Raw genomic sequence first — 18735 nt, 5'->3', positions numbered from 1 at the left:
TACCTGTCACTTCGAGTGATTCACGAGATTCGAGTGAATTGTATCGAGAAGCATAATATCAAAAAATACTATCTTCGCTAAACAATCATTACAAAATGCTAAAAAGCAGCAACTCAAAAAATTGGATAAATATACTCATCGAACTTCTCGAGGCTTTTTTTAAAAGCTCAAATAGCAGACCAAGAACTTGGCACCAACATGTTGTGCCTTATGAAGACGATTGGGCTGTACGACGTGAAGGCAACAAGCGTATTACCTCTAAACACCGGAAACAAAGCACAGCCATACGCAAAGCTAAGACACTTGCCAAAAAACACAAAGCCGATGTCATTATACATCGTGCGGATGGTACGATACGTGATAGGATTAGTTTTGACTAGGGTTTCTTGAAAGAAGGACGAGTAGAAATTAATTATACACATTGTTAGGCGTTAGTGCTTTTATCTGTTCCGTTTATTATTCTTTCAATCCTATCAAATATTTTCAATTCGTAGTTATCAAAATTCGCTTTAATTTCACTAGATTTATTTTCTTCTTCATAATATTCAACTATACTTGAAGGAACTCCATAATCACTTGCGATTCGACCAAAATCTGTTAAGGCATTATATTCTAGTTTAACTAAAAGTCTATCAATTCCAATAATTTCTTCAAAGAGCTTGTTCTCTTCTTGAGACTGAATGAAACGATACATAATATTAAAAACACCAAGGTATTTAACTACTTGATATTTTAAAGTGTTGTAAACAAATTGAGCTGTTTCAGAAATGGATTTATCTATTGTTTTACCTTGTGTTATTTTAAATCTCACAGAGCTCATAAATCCACCAACTAAATAAAAGTGTAACAAATGAGTAAGTATTGAATATTGTTGATTTCTATCTTTTTCGGTTATCAAAAATTTAAGTTTTTCATTTTTGATAATTGGATATACTACTTTTAAAATTGCTTGAAAGCCATCATTGTCAATATCCATTTTATACGTTATTATTCTAATTAAACTCTTTATTGATTCAATTTCTACGTCTGACAGCTTTTTTATTTCGTCATAAATAATAATTTTATCTAGTCTACTTACAACTTTATATAAATTAAATATTTCATCAGGAATTCCTCTTTTTTCTTGTTCTAATTTTATGTTTATTTTTTTGTCTTTATCTGATTGGGAAAGAAATTCATCTTTAGAGTAGAATAAATCAATTTCGTCTTTTGGTGCTTCTAAATCATAATTCTTATGCTTAATACCTTCTGGTTCTGATTCAATTGCTTTCATAAAATCATTTTGAAGAACAATTACTCTTCCTGAATAATGGTGTAAGAATCTTCCAGCTCTTCCTGCAATATTTTTAGCATCAAATTTTTTCAGTTCTTTATCACCTTTTTTACTGTGTAGTACAATTAGATTTTTCGCAGAAGTATTAACGCCTTCAGTAATTGTTGTAGTTGATAATAGAACTTTTAAATGACCTGAATTAAATAATGAAACTATTTCTTTTTGGATATATTTTGGAATCAAACCATGGTGAACACCAACACCTTTTTTTAATGCTTTTATTATTGTCCAATCCTTACTGAAGTTCTTAGCGATATGGTTCACAAAATCAGAATAATCTGTATAAGAATGATTATTAATAACATCAGATTCCAACAGTATTGTAGCATATTTTTCCGTATAATTTCTTGTTGAACAATAAACAATAGTATTTTCTTTAATTTTATTTATAGTTTTTACAATATTTACTAGTCTATCTGTTTTTCTTGTTGACTCAAAATCGAACTCTAAATTATTATCAATATCAACGTGTTTGCTAGATTTTATATCATCATAAGATTTATTTACAATTTCATATTTGTTATAATTGATTAATTCAATTTTATTCTGTTTTAGAAAATTGTCGAAAGAGCTATTGTAGTCACTATTTAGCGAATTGAAAAATTCAATATAAGGACCAGCGAGTAATACATCTACATTGTTTTCGAGTGCATAAAAAACAGATAAACGATAAGCTACATCTCTCTCATTCTCCCTTACTTGTTCGTCGAGTATATATTGGTTATCAATTTTATATATTTCATCAATAAACGCAAAATCAAAATTAATGGTTGTTGGATTTTTTTCTTTAAAGGATAAAAATCTTTCAGGTGTGTATATAAATAAATTGTTTGTCCCAAATTCAGTTACCTCACTTAATGTGTGAATTTTATATTTATCTCTGAAATAAATATAGTTATCATCAGATATTAGTTTTTCTAAGTTTTCTGAAAGCAAAGCAATAGTTGGAAAAACTAGAACTACATTTCCATAATTCATTTTTTTTATTATTTCGAAAACTATATGAGTTTTACCAAATGAAGTGCTTGCTGATAAGAAGAACCTATTTTGCTTTCCAATTTGGAATAAGTCCATAATTTCCATTTGATATTTATGGACTTTTAAATTTTCGCTAGTATGTAAAGTACTTTCGTATAGTAATGACGAAAAAGTATTTAAATTATACTCTTCTATTTCAGTATTTTGGTCAAAATTATTAAGTAAATCAAAATAGTGAGGAATTCCAGCAATATTAGAAATATATTTTAGAAATTTTAAATCAGATTGATTTAAAGAATCATGCTTAATTTCATTAAAGTAATCGCATACTTTTTTAATAAGAATATCGTCTGATATTTCTTTTGAATTGAATCTGTTGATTTGTTTTAAGACATAAGTGGTTTCCTCAATTCTATCCATTTAATAACTTCTTCTTTTATTTTTTTAACATCTTTCATTGGAACCAAAATAAAGAAAATGGAATAATCTACAGTTATACTAAAAGTACTTGCGGTATATTTTTTTTGAATATATTTCGGTATGTTTTTTATGCTCTCATCAAAACCTAAATCATCTTCTTCATACAACAGCATAACTGGATATACCAATTTCATATTGTGTTGTTTTATTTCATCAATAATCGATAAATAAGGGTTTTTCTCCCAATCTTTCATAACAGTTTCTATTTTAGAACCTTTATAATGAAGATTATTAATTTGGTTTGAAATTGCAAAAACGTTTGTTTTTAAATAGTCATCAGAAATGGCTTTGTCAATATTTTTAAAAATACTGTCAATTCCAGTTTTAAAGTTTTTATGAAACTTGACTTCTCCGAACCAAAGTTCTGGTTGATGATTATTCTCTATTAAGTGGTAAGAATCATAGCCTTTAGTTTCAGAATTCTCAAGAGGATTATAAAAATATCCTCGAGCAATTAAAGGTTGAGCTTTAAACATAACGTACAGAACGCTAAATAATATGACCTCTCCTAAAAAGCCATACTTTATTTTTTGGTCTAGACCAATCGTAGGATTATATTTTATTCTTTTTTGTAATGCTATGTAATGTAATTTATCATAGTCTTTATTTTCAATTTCGAATTCGTTAAAAGAATATTCTAAAATTGAATTATATATAATTTCACAAAAATCGGCTTTGTTTAGTGACTTAAAACATTGGTCATTGTCAACAGAAACAATTGTTTTATCAATTCCAAAAGTTGTATTGGGTAATTCATATTGAAATACAATAGTTTTTTCTATAAGGTCAAGTAACGATTGTCTCATTCTGTATTCTGTTGTTCATATTCGTAGCCATTCATGTAAAGCACCAGCCTTTTAACTTTTTACATACGATGTTAAACGAAGGTAATAGTTTTGCAAGTGCAAAACAATACGTAGTTATACGTATATTATTAACATTGTTAATATGTCATGCATCTTAGCTATGACATATTAATTGTCTATTTTTGAGCATGCAAAATTTAAAAACCCAACCCAAAAACCCAACCAAAAAGCAACCAAAAGTCACCATGACACAAGCGTTTAAGACCATTATTTGGCCTAGACGTAACTTGGTGTTTATTGGATTGATACTTATCGTAATAAAAAGTTTATCTGGTTTGGTTTTGCCATGGCAAAGTAAAGTATTACTAGATGAGGTGGTACCTAGTAAAGACACGAGTCAGTTAACGACGTTAATTATTATTGTATTATCTGCCATTTTAATTCAAGCAGTGACCTCGTTTTTATTAACACGAATTTTAAGCGTACAAGCACAGTATTTAATTAGCGAATTACGTGCACAAGTGCAAAAGAAAGTACTGTCGTTACCCATTAGTTTTTTCGACAACACGAAGTCTGGCGCTTTAGTCTCACGTATTATGACTGATGTAGAAGGCGTTAGAAATTTAATTGGTACTGGATTGGTGCAATTGGTTGGAGGTTTGTTTACTGCCATTATTTCGTTAATCTTATTAATTAAAATAAACCCATGGATGACGCTGTTTGTATTTGTGCCATTGTCCATATTTGGGTTTATAGCTTTAAAGGCGTTTAAATACATTCGACCAATTTTTAGAAATAGAGGTAAGATCAATTCAGAAGTTACAGGGCGTTTAACTGAAACCCTTGCTGGTGTACGCGTAATTAAAGCCTTTAATGCCGAAGCACAAGAAAATGAGGTGTTTGAAAAAGGCGTGGATAGATTGTATCAAAATGTAAAAAAGAGTTTAACAGCCACAGCTTTAATGACGAGTTCATCTACCTTTTTAATTGGTGTGGCTACTACTGGTATTATGGGAATGGGTGGTTATTACATGATTGAAGGCACCATGACTACAGGTGATTTCTTATTTTTTACATTGCTATTAGGGTTTATGATTGCACCCATTGTACAAATGAGCAATATTGGGAGTCAATTAACCGAAGCATTGGCAGGATTAGATAGAACCGAAGAGTTAATGAATATGGCTTCGGAAGAAGAAGATGACAATAGAACGATTGAATTAGAACAACTAGATGGCGATATTGTGTTTAACGATGTGTCATTTTCGTATGAAGAAGACAAAGAAGTACTGCATAACATTAATTTTAAAGCACCATCAGGCTCAGTCACCGCATTGGTAGGAAGTTCAGGTTCAGGGAAATCGACTATTGCTGGTTTATCGGCAACGTTTTTAAATCCAGATTCAGGCACCATTACTATCGATAGTCAAGATTTATCTAAAGTAAAATTAAACAGCTACCGACAGTATTTAGGCGTGGTCCTGCAAGATGAATTTTTATTTGAAGGGACTATTAAAGAGAACATAATGTTCCCTAAGCCAAATGCCACCGAAGCCGAACTACAAAATGCGGTTAATGCAGCTTATGTAAACGAGTTTACAGATCGTTTTGATGATGGCTTAGAGACTTTAATTGGCGAAAGAGGCGTGAAGCTATCTGGAGGTCAGCGACAACGTATAGCTATTGCAAGAGCTATTTTGGCAGACCCAAAAGTGATTATTTTAGATGAGGCCACGTCTAATCTCGATACCGAAAGTGAAGGCTTAATTCAAAAAAGTTTATCGGAACTAACAAAGAATAGAACTACGATAGTTATCGCTCACAGATTAAGTACCATTAAGCGTGCAGACCAAATTTTGGTGATTGAATCTGGAAATATTGCCGAACGTGGTACGCATGATGAACTTATAGCTTTAGAAGGCAGGTATTATGATTTATACACCTATCAATCTAAAATTTAAAGCAAAGTTTAAATTTTTCATTTTCAACGGATTACTGCTTGCAGTTTTCGTACCTTTAAATAAAATTTAAAACGATGGCAAAAACACAAGATGCAAAGCGAAATGTTAAAAAAGAACCCCTTTTAACAGCAAAAGAAAAAAAGGCAGCAAAACGCGCTAAGAAAGCTTCTAGAGGATAATAGTAAGACAAAAAATTAAAGTAAGAAACTACAAAGTATATATGGATATTAAATTAGCAGTACTTATTGATGGTGATAACATTCCATCGGCTTATGTGAAAGAAATGATGGAAGAAATTGCTAAATATGGTAATCCTACCATTAAGCGTATTTATGGCGATTTCACTAAGCCACATTTGTCTAAATGGAAGAATATGCTCTTGGAAAATGCCATTACACCTATACAACAATACGGTTATACCACAGGAAAAAACGCCACAGACTCTGCAATGATTATTGATGCGATGGATATTCTGTATTCTGAGAAAGTTAACGGATTTTGTTTAGTCTCCAGTGACAGTGATTTTACGAGACTTGCAACGCGATTGCGTGAAGCAGGCATGAAAGTGTATGGTATAGGCGAAAAGAAAACACCTAATCCGTTTATTGTTGCTTGTGATAAGTTTATCTATATAGAAATTTTAAAACATCAAAAATCTGAAGGTGAGTCATCATCTGGTGACGCTTCTGAAGACTCTAAAGATGATTATGATAAAATAACAGCTAAAGACATTCACATCATATCGTCCACCATTTCTGATTTGGCAGACGATGATGGTTGGGCATTTTTAGGTGATGTTGGGAGTTTGTTGCAAAAAAAGCAACCTAATTTTGACTCTAGAAACTTTGGTTTTGAAAAACTGACACCACTTATTAAATCTATTGGTAAATTTGAAATTGAAAGACGTGAAGACTATAGAGGGCGTTCAAAATTGGTGTATGTAAAAAATAAACCAAAGCCAGCAAGACGTTCTCGCGCAAAAAAATAATAGTCACTTTTTTACATACAATTACAATCTACTTTTTTTAAGAGCAAGTTGTTAATAAGTTTCGGTATTCTCTAGCGTTATTATTCGCTATATTTGAGAATAATCAACCAATTTTATTTTATGAAACGTTTACAATCTCTTGCTTTATTGGCAATCGCTCTTTGTTTGTCAATGCCTGCAATGATGGCTCAATCGCCAATTATGGGCTTTAGTGATGAAGCTTCAAAATCACAAATACAATTAGAAGAAGATTACGATAAATTGCTTACGGCGACGAATCTTGATGAATGGATGAAGTATATGACGGCGCGTCCGCATCATGTAGGGTCACCTTACGACAAAAAAGTTGTCGATTTTGTGGCTGCTAAGTTTAAAGAATGGGGTTATGAGGTGCGTATTGAAAAGTTTGATGTCTTATTTCCAACGCCAAAATTAAGGCTATTGGAGATGACTGCGCCAACGAAGTATAAAGCTAAACTCATAGAGCCAGCTATAGAAGGCGACGAATCGTCTAAGCAAATAAAAGAAGCGCTTCCAGGGTATAATGCATTTTCTATTGATGGTGATGTGACTTCGGAATTAGTGTTTGTAAACTATGGTATTCCTGCCGATTATGAAGAATTAGAGAAGAGAGGCATTTCGGTAGAAGGAAAAATTGTCATAGCAAAATATGCAGGCTCATGGAGAGGGATTAAACCAAAACTTGCAGCTGAAAAAGGTGCTATTGGATGTATTATTTATTCCGATCCTAAAGATGATGGTTACTATCAAGGCGACGTTTATCCTAAGGGTCCATTTAAAAATGAATATGGCGTACAACGTGGAGCCGTAATGGATTTACCTTATGCTCCTGGAGACCCATTAACACCTGGTTATGGTTCGACTGATGGTGCTAAGCGTTTAAAAATTAGTGAAGCCACGTCTTTAACCAAAATACCAGTATTGCCAATATCGTATAACGATGCCTTACCATTATTAAAAGCGATTGGTGGTCCTGTGGTTCCTGCCAATTGGAGAGGTGCGTTACCAATAACCTATCATATAGGCCCTGGACCAGCAAAAGTACGGTTGAAATTAGAGTTTAATTGGGATTTGCAACCAGCTTATAATGTGATAGCTACTTTAAAAGGAAGCGAATTACCAGACGAATGGGTGATTAGAGGAAACCATCATGATGCTTGGGTTCATGGTGCTGCCGACCCTATTAGCGGTTTGGTAGCAATGATGGAAGAAGCTAGAGCAGTGAGCATTTTAGCTAAACAAGGTCATACACCAAAACGTACGCTTATGTATTGTGCTTGGGGAGCAGAAGAACCAGGTTTAATTGGCTCGACAGAATGGGTGGAAACACATGCCAAAGAGTTGAGCGAAAAAGTAGTAGCATATATTAATACTGATGGAACTGGTGCTGGATTTCTTGGTGCTGGTGGTTCACATACCTTAGAGAAATTCTTTGACCAAATTACACATGTGGTAGACGACCCACAAAAAGGCGTGTCTGTGTTCGATAGACGTAACGCTAGAAATATTGTTAATGGGCAACCAAGTTGGTCGCATTATAAGTTATCGGCTTTAGGGTCTGGGTCTGATTATTCACCGTTTTTTCAGCATTTAGGAATTTCGTCTTTTAATATGGGATTTGGTGGTGAAAGCTCAGGAGGAGAATATCATACCATGTACGATTCTTATAAGTTGTATAAGCGTTTTAAAGATCCAACGTTTCAATATGGCGTGACCTTGGCTAAGGTTGCTGGACGTACAAGTTTACGTTTAGCAAATGCTGAAGTATTGCCATTTGAGTTTAAGCATTTCACAAAAATTGTATCTGGTTATGTTGATGAGGTGACCAAGTTGGCTGATAAGTTGCGTAAAGAAGCTGATAGCCATAACAAATTAATTAAAAGTGGTGCCTATGATTTAGTTTCCAACCCAAAAGATAATTTTAAAATTCCTGGACCAAAAACACCAGTGCCTTATTTCAACTTTGCACCAATAGAGAATGCCTTAAAAAACTTAAAAGAGAAAGCCTCTGAGTTTGCCATGGCATCAAAGAAAGGTGTCAGTAATTCGGCTAATACTAATAAACTGAATAAAGTTTTAAAAAGTATGGAAAGCAAGTTGATTCGAGACCATGGTTTGCCGCGTCGTTCTTGGTATAAGCATCATATTTACGCGCCTGGATTTTACACAGGTTATGGTGTTAAAACCTTACCAGGCGTGAGAGAAGCGATTGAACAGAAAAACTTTGATGAAGTAACAGAGCAGATTACTATTTTAAGTGAAGTCTTAAATGCTTTTAGTGCAAATATTGATGAGGCTATAAAACTCATGAAATAATACTTAAGAAATATATTCATTATGAAAGCGCCTTTAACGAGGTGCTTTTTATTTGTGTAATACTTTTAAGCGTAGAAACACCAAAAGCGAAAGAATTCCGAATATTGAAAAACCTATAAAAAGAGGTAATACAGAATTTGATACAAAGCTACCAATATAATTAGCTATAGGCACAGCCATTACAGTCGATACAAATCCGTTAATTGCAGCGCCAATACCTGCAATATGACCTAAAGGTTGCATTGCCAACGAACGTAAATTTCCGAAGAGAAACCCAATAGCAAAAAATTGTAAGGCAAAGAAACCAATAAGGACTTCAATACTTGGGTTTGTTCCAGACCAAAACAAAATGACGTACAAAATTGAAATTATGCAATACGCAATCGTACCTGCAAATGCAATTCGCCACATCCCAAACTTAACAACATAGCGACTGTTTAAAAAAGTGGCTAAACCTACAGCTATGGCTAAACTTGCGAAGATAATAGGAAACTTATCTCCCAAATTATATTGTTGCTCAAATATTTGTTGAGCAGTGCTTAAATACACCATAAATGACCCAGTTATAAAACCAGACACCAACGTGAAAGCGACAGCATTTTTATGTTTCATAAACTCCTTGCTGCCATTTACAAAAAGCATAGGCGTAAATTTTATACGTTTATCTTTACTTAAAGTTTCATCTTGCCGCTTCCAAAACCATAGCATGATAATAAGTCCAAATGCTAGATTTACATAAAAAATAGATTCCCAGTTGTAGTAATTTAATAAAAACTGCCCAAGCGTAGGAGCAATAACAGGAACCAAAATGAAGAACATCACAACAATGGATAGTACTTTTGCCATATAATTACCACTATACGAATCTCTAATCATGGCAATGCTTAATGTTCTTGGTGATGCGAGTCCAACTCCTTGTAGGACACGACCAAAAATCATCATTTCAAAACTATTAGTTGACACACAAATAAAAGTGGCAATAATAAATAGTGTAAAACCAATATATACAATGGGCTTTCTCCCAAAACTATCAGATAAAGGTCCAAAAATAAGCTGACCAAAACCTAAACCTAAAAATATCATGGTCACCAATAATTGGTTGTCATTGGGATTTTCGACACTTAATGCTGTGCCAATTTCAGGAAGTGCTGGTAATAAAGCGTCAATAGAAAGTGCTACAATAGACATTAATGACGCCATTAATGCTACAAATTCAAATTCAAAAGTTTGCTTATTTTGCATTGTGCAAATGTAATTTAATTCTGCAGAGTACATTAAAACTTATGGTTAATATGCTCTATTTATATTGTTACATTTGTAATACATATTTAAAACAGTGATTTGGCATTTAAAAAATTAATTGAGCCTTTAAAAAATACTTTAGAGCATTTAGAATTTGAAACACCCTTAGATTTTCAAAAAGTAGGTTTACCAAAAATAAAAAGTGGTGTTAATGTATTTGGTATTGGTCCAGAAGGTTCAGGAAAAACAACGACTTTGGTATTAAGTGTAATTCAAAAGCTTAATGGAAAAGCGTTTGAAGATGTGCCACGAGCTATTATTGTGGTTAAAAACAAGCAAGAAGCCTTGGCTTTACGAGATAAGTTTAATGTGTTTACGAGACACACAGATTTACGAGTGTATTGTGCCTATGAAGAACAAAATATAGAAGCTCAGCGTGATGAAATTTATGTAGGTGTTGATGTGATAATTGCAACACCAAAACGTTTAAACAAATTGTTTCTTCTAAATAGTATTAGTTTTAGTTTGTTAAAAATGTTTATTGTTGAAGATGCTGAGTTTACAACAATTAGCAATAATTTCCAGGATATTAACCGAATTTCAGAGAGCATAAATAAATGTCAGTATGTAATTTTTGCTAATAAATTTGATACTAAAATTAAGCGTTTTCGAGAGTCGTTTATGTACAATTCTCAAGTTGTAGAAATTAAATAATCAATTTAATTAAGAACCTATGTTACTAGAAACATTACTAAAAATTTTTAATAGAGACCTCAATAAATTAAAAGAAGAAATAAAAGCCTATAAAGTAGAATCTAACTTATGGATTATTGACAAGGAGGTTACTAATTGTTCTGGAAACTTATGTTTGCACTTAATTGGGAATCTAAATCATTTTATTGGTGCTGAGTTAGGAGGTACTGGTTATGTTAGAAAGCGTGACTTAGAGTTTTCTTTGAAGGATGTGTCAAGAGATGAGTTATTGAGACAAGTTGATGAGACTATGACTATTGTGGAAAGAACCTTAAATAAATTAACACCAGAAGATTTAGAAAAGGAGTATAGACGAAGGGTTTTTGAAGATTACATGACTACAGGTTATTTTTTAGTGCATCTTTCTACGCATTTAGCATACCATTTGGGACAAATAAATTATCACAGACGTTTATTAGATTCGTAAATAATTCTAATTATGAAAGATCACTATCAATTTACAGATGAAGAGTTTGAATCGCAATTTTTAAATTGTACGTTAGATTCGTCTATATTTAATCATGAAGCACATATTCGTTTGGCTTGGATTCATATTAATAAATATGGAATAGAGCAGGCTTTAATTAATTTAGATAGTCAATTATATAGCTATGTTTGCTCACTTGGTGCAGAAGATAAATATAATAAGACGGTGACCATAGCTGCAGTTAAAGCAGTGTATCATTTTATGCAAAAATCGAACTCTAATAATTTCAAGGATTTTATTTTAGAACACCCAAGATTAAAAACAAACTTTAAAGAACTGTTAGATAAGCATTATAGTATTGATATTTTTAATTCAGATATTGCTAAATCATCATTTTTAGAACCTAATTTATTGCCCTTTACATAATATGAAACCAGCCACAATTACCGAACTCAAAAAAGAATTAAAGTATCGTTCGCAAGAGCAACTAGTTGACTATTGTTTAGCTATGGCTCGCTTCAAATTGGAATCTAAAGAGTTATTGACGTATTTAGTGTTTGAGTCTGAAAATGAAGCTACATATATTGAGAGTGTAAAAGGTTATATTACAAGCAGCTTTCAAGAGATTAACACCTTGAGTTATCATTATATAAAAAAATCTGTACGCAAGATTTTAAGACAGGTAAAACGTTTTATACGTTATTCTAAGAAAAAAGAAACCGAAGCTGAGTTGCTCATCTATTTCTGTAAAGAACTAGGCGAAATGAAACCGTCTTATAAGCGAAATACAGTATTAACGAACACATACAACAAACAGTTGGAGTTGGCTCAAAAAGCCATTGCAAAAATTCATGAAGATTTACAATATGATTTTAACTTGATGATTGAAGAATTAGAGAGTTAATTCGTTAAAGCCTTCATAAAGTGAGATTATAAATAAAACAATTTTTTACCTTTAGTTTCTTAAAAATCATATTATGAATATTAAACACTACTTCATACTTAGTTTAGCCTTTTGTATTACCACAATAACACTAGCGCAAGAAATGTCTTTTGAAGACTATAATCCAAAATCGACTCTCGTTGTTCCAGGTGATAGTATTTTTAAAGCTAAATTCCCATTTATAGATGTTCATGGACATCAATATAGAATGCCAACACAAGATTTAACTTCTGTTGTTGCTGACATGGATAAGTTAAATATGGGAATTATGGTTAACTTAAGTGGTCGTACTGGTGATCAACTTGTGCAATCTGTTAAGAATATAGCTGATAATTTTCCAGGTCGCTTTGTGGTATTTGCGAATATCAATTTTCAAGATGCAGGAAGTGAAGGATGGACTGAAAAAATGGTAGCTCAATTAGAGCAAGATGTGAAAAATGGTGCTCGAGGCTTGAAAGTGTATAAAAGTTTAGGATTAAGTAATAAAGATGCTCAAGGAAATCGTTTGGCTATTAATGATGAGCGCTTAGATCCAATTTGGGCTAAATGTGGTGAATTAGGAATACCAGTATTAATTCACTCAGCAGATCCTGCATCCTTTTGGGATGAGTTTGATGGTGATAATGAACGTTGGCTAGAGTTGAAAACACATCCAAGACGTAAGCGTGATGATACAAACCCTGCGCCATTTCAGCAAATCATGAATGAACAATATAGTATTATTAAGAAACACCCAAACACGACTTTTATTAGTGCTCATATGAGTTGGTTGGCTAATGATTTAGGGAGGTTAGGTGAGTTGTTTGATGAGATGCCAAATATGAATGTTGGTATAGGTGCTATAATTGCTGAATTAGGGAGGCAACCACGATTTGCAAAAGCATTTATCACCAAATACCAAGACAGAGTGTTATTTGGTAAAGATAGCTGGAAACCAGAAGAGTTTCCAACCTATTTCAGAGTACTAGAAAGTGCCGATGAATATTTTCCATATCATAAAAAATACCATGCGTATTGGGCAATGTACGGATTAGATCTTGATGATGAGGTATTAAAAAAAGTGTATTATAAAAATGCACTACGTATAGTTCCAGGATTGGATAAGAGTTTGTTTCCTAAATAATAACTTTGGTTGTGAGATTTTCTGTAATTCTAGTTTTAATGTTATTGTTTTTTTCTTGTAATGAAGAGTTTAAAGTTGAAGACAAATTGAGTCTAGAACATAAATTATCTGGGAAGTGGATAGCAAAAGCCTTTGATGGAGAACTACACGAAACTTGGAAACTTGATAGTGATGGATGGATGCTTCAAGAAGGGTATTATATTGAATCTTCGGATACTAGTTATAGTGCAAGAACTCGTATTGAAAAAGTTAATAATGAAATCATTTTATTTAGTGTAATAAAGAATTCTACACCTAAAATATTTCAATCCAAAGAACACAATGAGAGCAAAATGGTTTTTGAAAATATGGATTATAAAAATCCTTATCAAGTCGTTTATGAATTCATAGATGATAATAATTACCGTAGAACTATAAAAGGCTTTGAAAGCGATAGCCTTGTTACTTATGTTTTCGACTTCATAAAAAGAAACTAGAAAAATTATTTTCTATAATGGAATATTCCCATGTTTACGCTTAGGTCTATTAACCTGTTTGTCTTCCAACATTGAAAACGCTTTTAATAACTTACGTCGCGTGTCTTTTGGCAAAATAACTTCATCTATAAAACCACGTTCGGCAGCACTGTAAGGATTAGCAAACAACTCAGCATACTCAGCTTCTTTTTCTTTCCATTTGCCCTCAGGGTTTTCTGCTGATTGAATTTCACGTTTAAAAATAATTTCGGCAGCTCCTTTAGCTCCCATTACGGCAATTTCAGCATTAGGCCATGCAAAATTCATATCAGCACCAATGTGTTTTGAGTTCATGACGTCATAGGCGCCTCCATATGCTTTTCTGGTAATAACTGTAACTCGCGGGACAGTCGCTTCACTAAACGCGTAAAGCAATTTGGCGCCATGTACTATAATACCATTCCACTCTTGGTCTGTTCCTGGTAAAAATCCAGGCACATCTTCTAAAACCAACATTGGTATATTAAAACAATCGCAAAAACGAACAAAACGTGCTGCTTTCTTTGAGCTGTCCACATCCAAAACACCTGCTAAGAACATAGGCTGATTAGCAATGATACCAATGCTTTTTCCGCCTAAACGCGCAAATCCAACTATGATGTTTTCAGCGTAATCTTTGTGGATTTCATAAAATGAATCGGTATCAATAATACCTTTTATAACCTCATGCATGTCATAAGGTTTGTTTGGATTGTCTGGAACAATAGCCGAGAGGCTATCTCTAATTTCATCTTTTAGCTCATAAGCAAGACTCGTTGGTTTTTCTCGATTACTTTGTGGGAAATAGCTCAATAATTCTTTAACATCCTCTAAGCACTCAATATCATTAGCCGAGGTTTTATGAGCTACTCCAGATTTTGTAGAATGTGTTGAAGCACCACCAAGTTCTTCGCTAGTAACTTCTTCGTTAGTAACAGTTTTAACAACGTTAGGTCCAGTTACAAACATATAGCTTGTGTCTTGAACCATGATGGTAAAATCTGTCATAGCTGGAGAGTAAACTGCACCTCCTGCACAAGGCCCCATGATTGCCGAAATTTGTGGTATTACCCCAGAAGCCTGAACATTTCTGTAAAATATGTCTGCATAACCACCAAGGGAGCGAACACCTTCTTGAATACGTGCACCACCAGAATCATTAAGACCAATTAATGGTGCGCCAACATTTACAGCCATATCCATAATTTTACAAATTTTTTCAGCATGTGTCTCAGATAAAGAACCACCAAAAACAGTAAAATCTTGAGCAAATACATATACTAATCGTCCATCAACAGTACCATAACCAGTAATGACACCATCTCCATAAAATTTCTGTTTTTCCATCCCAAAATCCTTGGTACGATGCGTCACTAAGGCACCTATCTCTTCGAACGAACCTTCATCCATAAGATAATTGATACGTTCGCGTGCAGTAAGCTTCTTTTTAGCGTGCTGTTTTTCAATACGTGATTCACCACCACCTAAATAGGCTTGCTGAAGTTTTTCGTTAAGTGCTTTTATTTTTGAGTCCATAAGTGTCTAATTTGGTAATTGTAAAAGTTGTTGGTCTTCCAGATAATGCTTTAAGGCAATGAGTGCTGCAATTTCAGCTTCTTCATTATGCTGTTCTAATAGTTTTTCTGGAGAATAATAGTTTTTTACAAAGTGCGTATCAAAATTCCCAGAAACAAAAGCTTCATGTTCGCAAACAAATTTTCCAAATGGCAACGTGGTTTGAACACCTTCAACATGGTAGTTTTCAATAGCATGTAGCATTAATTGTATGGCTTCATTACGTGTTTTACCATAGGTTACTAGTTTGGAAAGCATAGGATCGTAATAAATAGGAATCTCCATACCTTCTTCAAAGCCATTATCTACACGAATACCCTTTCCAATGGGTAATTTGTAAGTTTCAAGCGTTCCAACACTAGGTAAAAAATCGTTCAATGGATCTTCAGCATATACTCGAAGTTCTAAGGCATGACCATTGATTTTTAAATCTTCTTGTTTTATATCGAGGGCTTCGCCACGAGCTACTCTAATTTGAAGTTCTACTAAATCTACACCCGAAATCAATTCCGAAACAGGGTGTTCTACCTGTAAACGTGTATTCATTTCTAGAAAATAGAAGTTAAGGTCAGCATCCATTAAAAACTCAACAGTTCCAGCTCCTAGATAATCGCAAGAGCGTGCTACATTAATAGCAGCTTCTCCCATTTTTTTGCGTAATTCAGGTGTCAAAACAGATGAAGGTGCTTCTTCAACTACTTTTTGATGTCTACGTTGAATACTGCATTCTCGTTCAAAAAAGTGCAATACGTTCCCATGGCTATCTGCCATAACCTGAATTTCGATATGGCGAGGAGAAGTAACATACTTTTCGATAAATACAGAGCCGTCACCAAAAGCAGAAGTTGCTTCACTAATGGCGCGATTCATTTGTGACTCTAATTCACTTTCTTTTTCAACAATACGCATGCCTTTTCCACCACCACCAGCAGATGCTTTTATTAGAATTGGAAAGCCAATATCCTTGGCAATATCTTTAGCCTTCTTAACATCTGTAATGGCTTCGTCAATTCCAGGAACCATAGGGATATTGTATGCTTTTACAGCCTCTTTGGCTGCCAGTTTACTACCCATAATTTTAATGGCTTTAGACTTTGGGCCAATAAATGTGATGTTATTATTTTCGCATAATTCAGCGAAATGTGCATTTTCACTTAAGAAGCCATAACCTGGATGGATACCATCGACGTGTAGCCTTTTTGCTACTTCAATTATTTTTTCTCCTAATAAGTATGATTGATTAGAAGGTGCTTTACCAATGTAAACTGCTTCGTCTGCATAACGTACGTGTGGTGCATTTCTATCAGCCTCAGAGAATACCGCAACCGTTTTTATTCCCATTTTTTTTGCAGTTCGCATTACACGAATAGCAATTTCTCCTCTATTTGCTACTAATATCTTTTTCATATTATTCGAATTCGATTAACAGTTCATTTTTATCAACTGCGTTTCCTTTTGTAACTGAGATGTTTTTTATTATTCCATCACGTGGTGAAGTAATAATATTCTCCATTTTCATGGCTTCAAGAATTAATAAGGCGTCATTCTCTTTTACTTCTTGACCAACTTCAACACTAATATCAAGGATTAACCCAGGCATCGGTGCTTTAATCTCATTTACTAATTTCGATACACCAACCTCAAATCCCATTTCTTTAATTAGCCTATCTAAATCATTGTTTATGTTTATGTTGTAATTATTGTTATTAACTTTTACTTTATATGATTTCGCCTTGAAATTTGAGTCGATAGTCTCAGTAATTATTGATTTATTATTGTGAAGTACATGGTGTTTTGATTTTGATAATCTTATTATATCTGCTTTGGAGATATCTAAATCATTTAGTTTAAATTCATAATCAGAATTAACTTTTAATGTATATGTTTTGCTCATTACTTTATATGTGGATTAGGTAACTTTTAAAGCTACGAAATTAATAGTAAGTTTTGTTTAATAACATGAAGTAAGTCATGTTTTCAACTATTTTTTTGAATCTTTAAAATAGGAAATATTTTGATGTGCCTTTATGGCTCGTTTGGATAATATTATTCCTATAATGAGAGAGATAAATGCGCCAATGGATATGCCAGGTATAAAGCCAATAAAGAGGAAGAAATCGTAAGCTCCATGGAATAAAACTGCTAGTGATAAACCAATAAGGTTCCATTTTACTCGGTTGTTAGTGAACTTTGCTTTTCCCATATAATAGCCCATTAATACGGCAAAAGTTGCATGAGCAGGAATTGCGGTTACAGCTCTTATTAAGGCAACTTCAATACCACCCTGTAAGACATAAAATAGATTTTCGACTGCTGCAAACCCCATAGAAACCATCACTGCGTATACAATACCATCAAACGGCTCGTTGAAACCTTTTCTTGGTTGTGCGTAATAGCGAACCATGATATACTTACTAAACTCCTCAATTAACCCAACAACGAAAAAGGCTTTTACAAATTGTTGCAAAATACTGTAATTATCAGGTAATGGTAAAAACAAATCAAAAAACACATACAAAAGCGTTGTGATGACAATGCTTAAAATGGCTCCAAGTAAGAAGCTAACTAATAATACACGTTTGGATTCCTTTTCGTACTTATCCTTAATATAAATGTAGATAATAACGATAAGTATTGGAGTAGCAGTAGCAACTAAAAGATTCATGCAGGGAAATTATAAAAATTAAATTACTTTGTTTACTTGTTCTATGATAAAAGCATAATAAGTGTAATCTGCAGGAACTAATTTGAATGTTTCGTTGTGGTTTTCGATATAAAATTTCAATTTATCTAAAGAAATTAAGGTAATATCATCAACTTCTTCATCTTGAATTTTTAGATCGTTAATATCAACCAATAATTCACACAAAAATACATGCTGGAACTCACAATCATTTATACCATTTGCATGTATGTTTACATTCTTTCTAACATCAATTTGTAATAGGTCTTTTTTTAAAATGGTTAAACCAATTTCTTCTTTGACCTCTCTTATAGCGGCTTCCGAAATAGATTCGCCAGACAAAACATGTCCAGCGACCGAAACATCCCAGAAACTTGGAAAAGTGTTTTTGTGCTTACTTCTTTGTTGAAGCAAAATGCAACCACTTTTGGTATAAAACCAAATATGAACAGTTGGGTGAAATAGACCTTTTAAATGAGCTTCTTCTTTTAAACTACTTTTGCCAGTAGGCACACCATTTTCTGTCCAAATGTCTATATACTCTTGCAATTCTTTAAATTTTCAATCAAAGATAAGTTTAAATGGAAAATATGTAGCTTAAAAAATTAAATT

The 18735-nt window shown here is 33.2% G+C and carries 18 protein-coding genes; 10 read left to right on the top strand and 8 right to left on the bottom strand.

Annotation, left to right across the window (positions count from 1 at the left end):
* The first annotated feature begins 95 nt into the window (after positions 1–95).
* The gene (locus tag HB672_RS11555; protein WP_167769691.1) at positions 96–380 is read left to right on the top strand and encodes a DUF2188 domain-containing protein; all 285 of its coding nucleotides are present in this window, start codon (positions 96–98) and stop codon (positions 378–380) included.
* Between the two features lie 44 nt (positions 381–424).
* Here HB672_RS11555 and HB672_RS11550 read toward each other — a convergent pair whose 3' ends face one another.
* Positions 425–2731: a helicase-related protein gene (locus HB672_RS11550; protein ID WP_167769690.1), complete on the bottom strand. Its 2307-nt coding sequence runs from the start codon at positions 2729–2731 to the stop codon at positions 425–427.
* Positions 2698–3597 carry a DUF1837 domain-containing protein gene (locus HB672_RS11545; protein ID WP_167769689.1) on the bottom strand — a complete coding sequence of 300 codons (900 nt, stop codon included), beginning with the start codon at positions 3595–3597 and terminating at the stop codon, positions 2698–2700. Before HB672_RS11545 ends, HB672_RS11550 begins: the two co-directional genes overlap by 34 nt.
* Positions 3598–3785: 188 nt before the next feature.
* On the opposite strand from HB672_RS11545, the gene HB672_RS11540 reads away from it, so the two are divergent.
* The 3 genes from HB672_RS11540 to HB672_RS11530 all read left to right on the top strand — a co-directional run bounded on the left by HB672_RS11540 (position 3786) and on the right by HB672_RS11530 (position 8883).
* On the top strand, positions 3786–5558 hold the full coding sequence (locus tag HB672_RS11540; RefSeq protein ID WP_167769688.1) for an ABC transporter ATP-binding protein: 1773 nt from the start codon (positions 3786–3788) through the stop codon (positions 5556–5558).
* A gap of 220 nt (positions 5559–5778) precedes the next feature.
* Positions 5779–6546, top strand: a complete 768-nt coding sequence (locus HB672_RS11535) for an NYN domain-containing protein (protein ID WP_167769687.1) — start codon at positions 5779–5781, stop codon at positions 6544–6546.
* 120 nt (positions 6547–6666) lie between these two features.
* Positions 6667–8883, top strand: coding sequence for a transferrin receptor-like dimerization domain-containing protein (locus HB672_RS11530; RefSeq protein WP_167769686.1), 2217 nt, complete (start codon positions 6667–6669; stop codon positions 8881–8883).
* A 48-nt stretch (positions 8884–8931) separates the two neighbouring features.
* Here HB672_RS11530 and HB672_RS11525 read toward each other — a convergent pair whose 3' ends face one another.
* A complete protein-coding gene (locus tag HB672_RS11525; RefSeq protein ID WP_167769685.1) occupies positions 8932–10125 on the bottom strand; it encodes a multidrug effflux MFS transporter in 1194 nt (397 codons plus the stop codon).
* 99 nt (positions 10126–10224) lie between these two features.
* Here HB672_RS11525 and HB672_RS11520 point away from each other — a divergent pair, with 99 nt between their 5' ends.
* The 6 genes from HB672_RS11520 to HB672_RS11495 all read left to right on the top strand — a co-directional run bounded on the left by HB672_RS11520 (position 10225) and on the right by HB672_RS11495 (position 13847).
* Entirely contained in the window at positions 10225–10839 is a 615-nt protein-coding gene (locus HB672_RS11520) for a DEAD/DEAH box helicase (protein ID WP_167769684.1), read from the top strand.
* A 19-nt stretch (positions 10840–10858) separates the two neighbouring features.
* Positions 10859–11305: a DinB family protein gene (locus HB672_RS11515; protein WP_167769683.1), complete on the top strand. Its 447-nt coding sequence runs from the start codon at positions 10859–10861 to the stop codon at positions 11303–11305.
* Between the two features lie 12 nt (positions 11306–11317).
* Entirely contained in the window at positions 11318–11731 is a 414-nt protein-coding gene (locus HB672_RS11510; RefSeq protein WP_167769682.1) for a hypothetical protein, read from the top strand.
* A 1-nt stretch (position 11732) separates the two neighbouring features.
* The gene (locus HB672_RS11505) at positions 11733–12209 is read left to right on the top strand and encodes a hypothetical protein (protein WP_167769681.1); all 477 of its coding nucleotides are present in this window, start codon (positions 11733–11735) and stop codon (positions 12207–12209) included.
* 73 nt (positions 12210–12282) lie between these two features.
* The gene (locus HB672_RS11500) at positions 12283–13371 is read left to right on the top strand and encodes an amidohydrolase family protein (protein WP_167769680.1); all 1089 of its coding nucleotides are present in this window, start codon (positions 12283–12285) and stop codon (positions 13369–13371) included.
* Between the two features lie 11 nt (positions 13372–13382).
* A complete protein-coding gene (locus HB672_RS11495) occupies positions 13383–13847 on the top strand; it encodes a hypothetical protein (protein ID WP_167769679.1) in 465 nt (154 codons plus the stop codon).
* Positions 13848–13859: 12 nt separating this feature from the next.
* Here HB672_RS11495 and HB672_RS11490 read toward each other — a convergent pair whose 3' ends face one another.
* The 5 genes from HB672_RS11490 to HB672_RS11470 all read right to left on the bottom strand — a co-directional run bounded on the left by HB672_RS11490 (position 13860) and on the right by HB672_RS11470 (position 18672).
* Positions 13860–15401: an acyl-CoA carboxylase subunit beta gene (locus HB672_RS11490; RefSeq protein ID WP_167769678.1), complete on the bottom strand. Its 1542-nt coding sequence runs from the start codon at positions 15399–15401 to the stop codon at positions 13860–13862.
* Between the two features lie 6 nt (positions 15402–15407).
* The gene (locus tag HB672_RS11485; protein WP_167769677.1) at positions 15408–16847 is read right to left on the bottom strand and encodes an acetyl-CoA carboxylase biotin carboxylase subunit; all 1440 of its coding nucleotides are present in this window, start codon (positions 16845–16847) and stop codon (positions 15408–15410) included.
* Between the two features lies 1 nt (position 16848).
* The gene (locus HB672_RS11480) at positions 16849–17334 is read right to left on the bottom strand and encodes an acetyl-CoA carboxylase biotin carboxyl carrier protein subunit (protein WP_167769676.1); all 486 of its coding nucleotides are present in this window, start codon (positions 17332–17334) and stop codon (positions 16849–16851) included.
* Positions 17335–17421: 87 nt separating this feature from the next.
* On the bottom strand, positions 17422–18105 hold the full coding sequence (locus HB672_RS11475) for a PrsW family glutamic-type intramembrane protease (RefSeq protein WP_167769675.1): 684 nt from the start codon (positions 18103–18105) through the stop codon (positions 17422–17424).
* A gap of 18 nt (positions 18106–18123) precedes the next feature.
* Positions 18124–18672 (bottom strand): NUDIX domain-containing protein, encoded by a 549-nt coding sequence (locus HB672_RS11470; protein WP_167769674.1) that lies wholly within the window; start codon positions 18670–18672, stop codon positions 18124–18126.
* Between the last annotated feature and the right edge of the window lie 63 nt (positions 18673–18735).

Source organism: Gaetbulibacter sp. S0825, from assembly GCF_011777505.1.
In the GTDB taxonomy this organism is placed as follows: Bacteria; Bacteroidota; Bacteroidia; order Flavobacteriales; family Flavobacteriaceae; genus Pontimicrobium.
The sequence above is the reverse complement of the archived record's forward strand: the minus strand, read 5'-3'. Positions and strand labels throughout refer to the sequence as shown.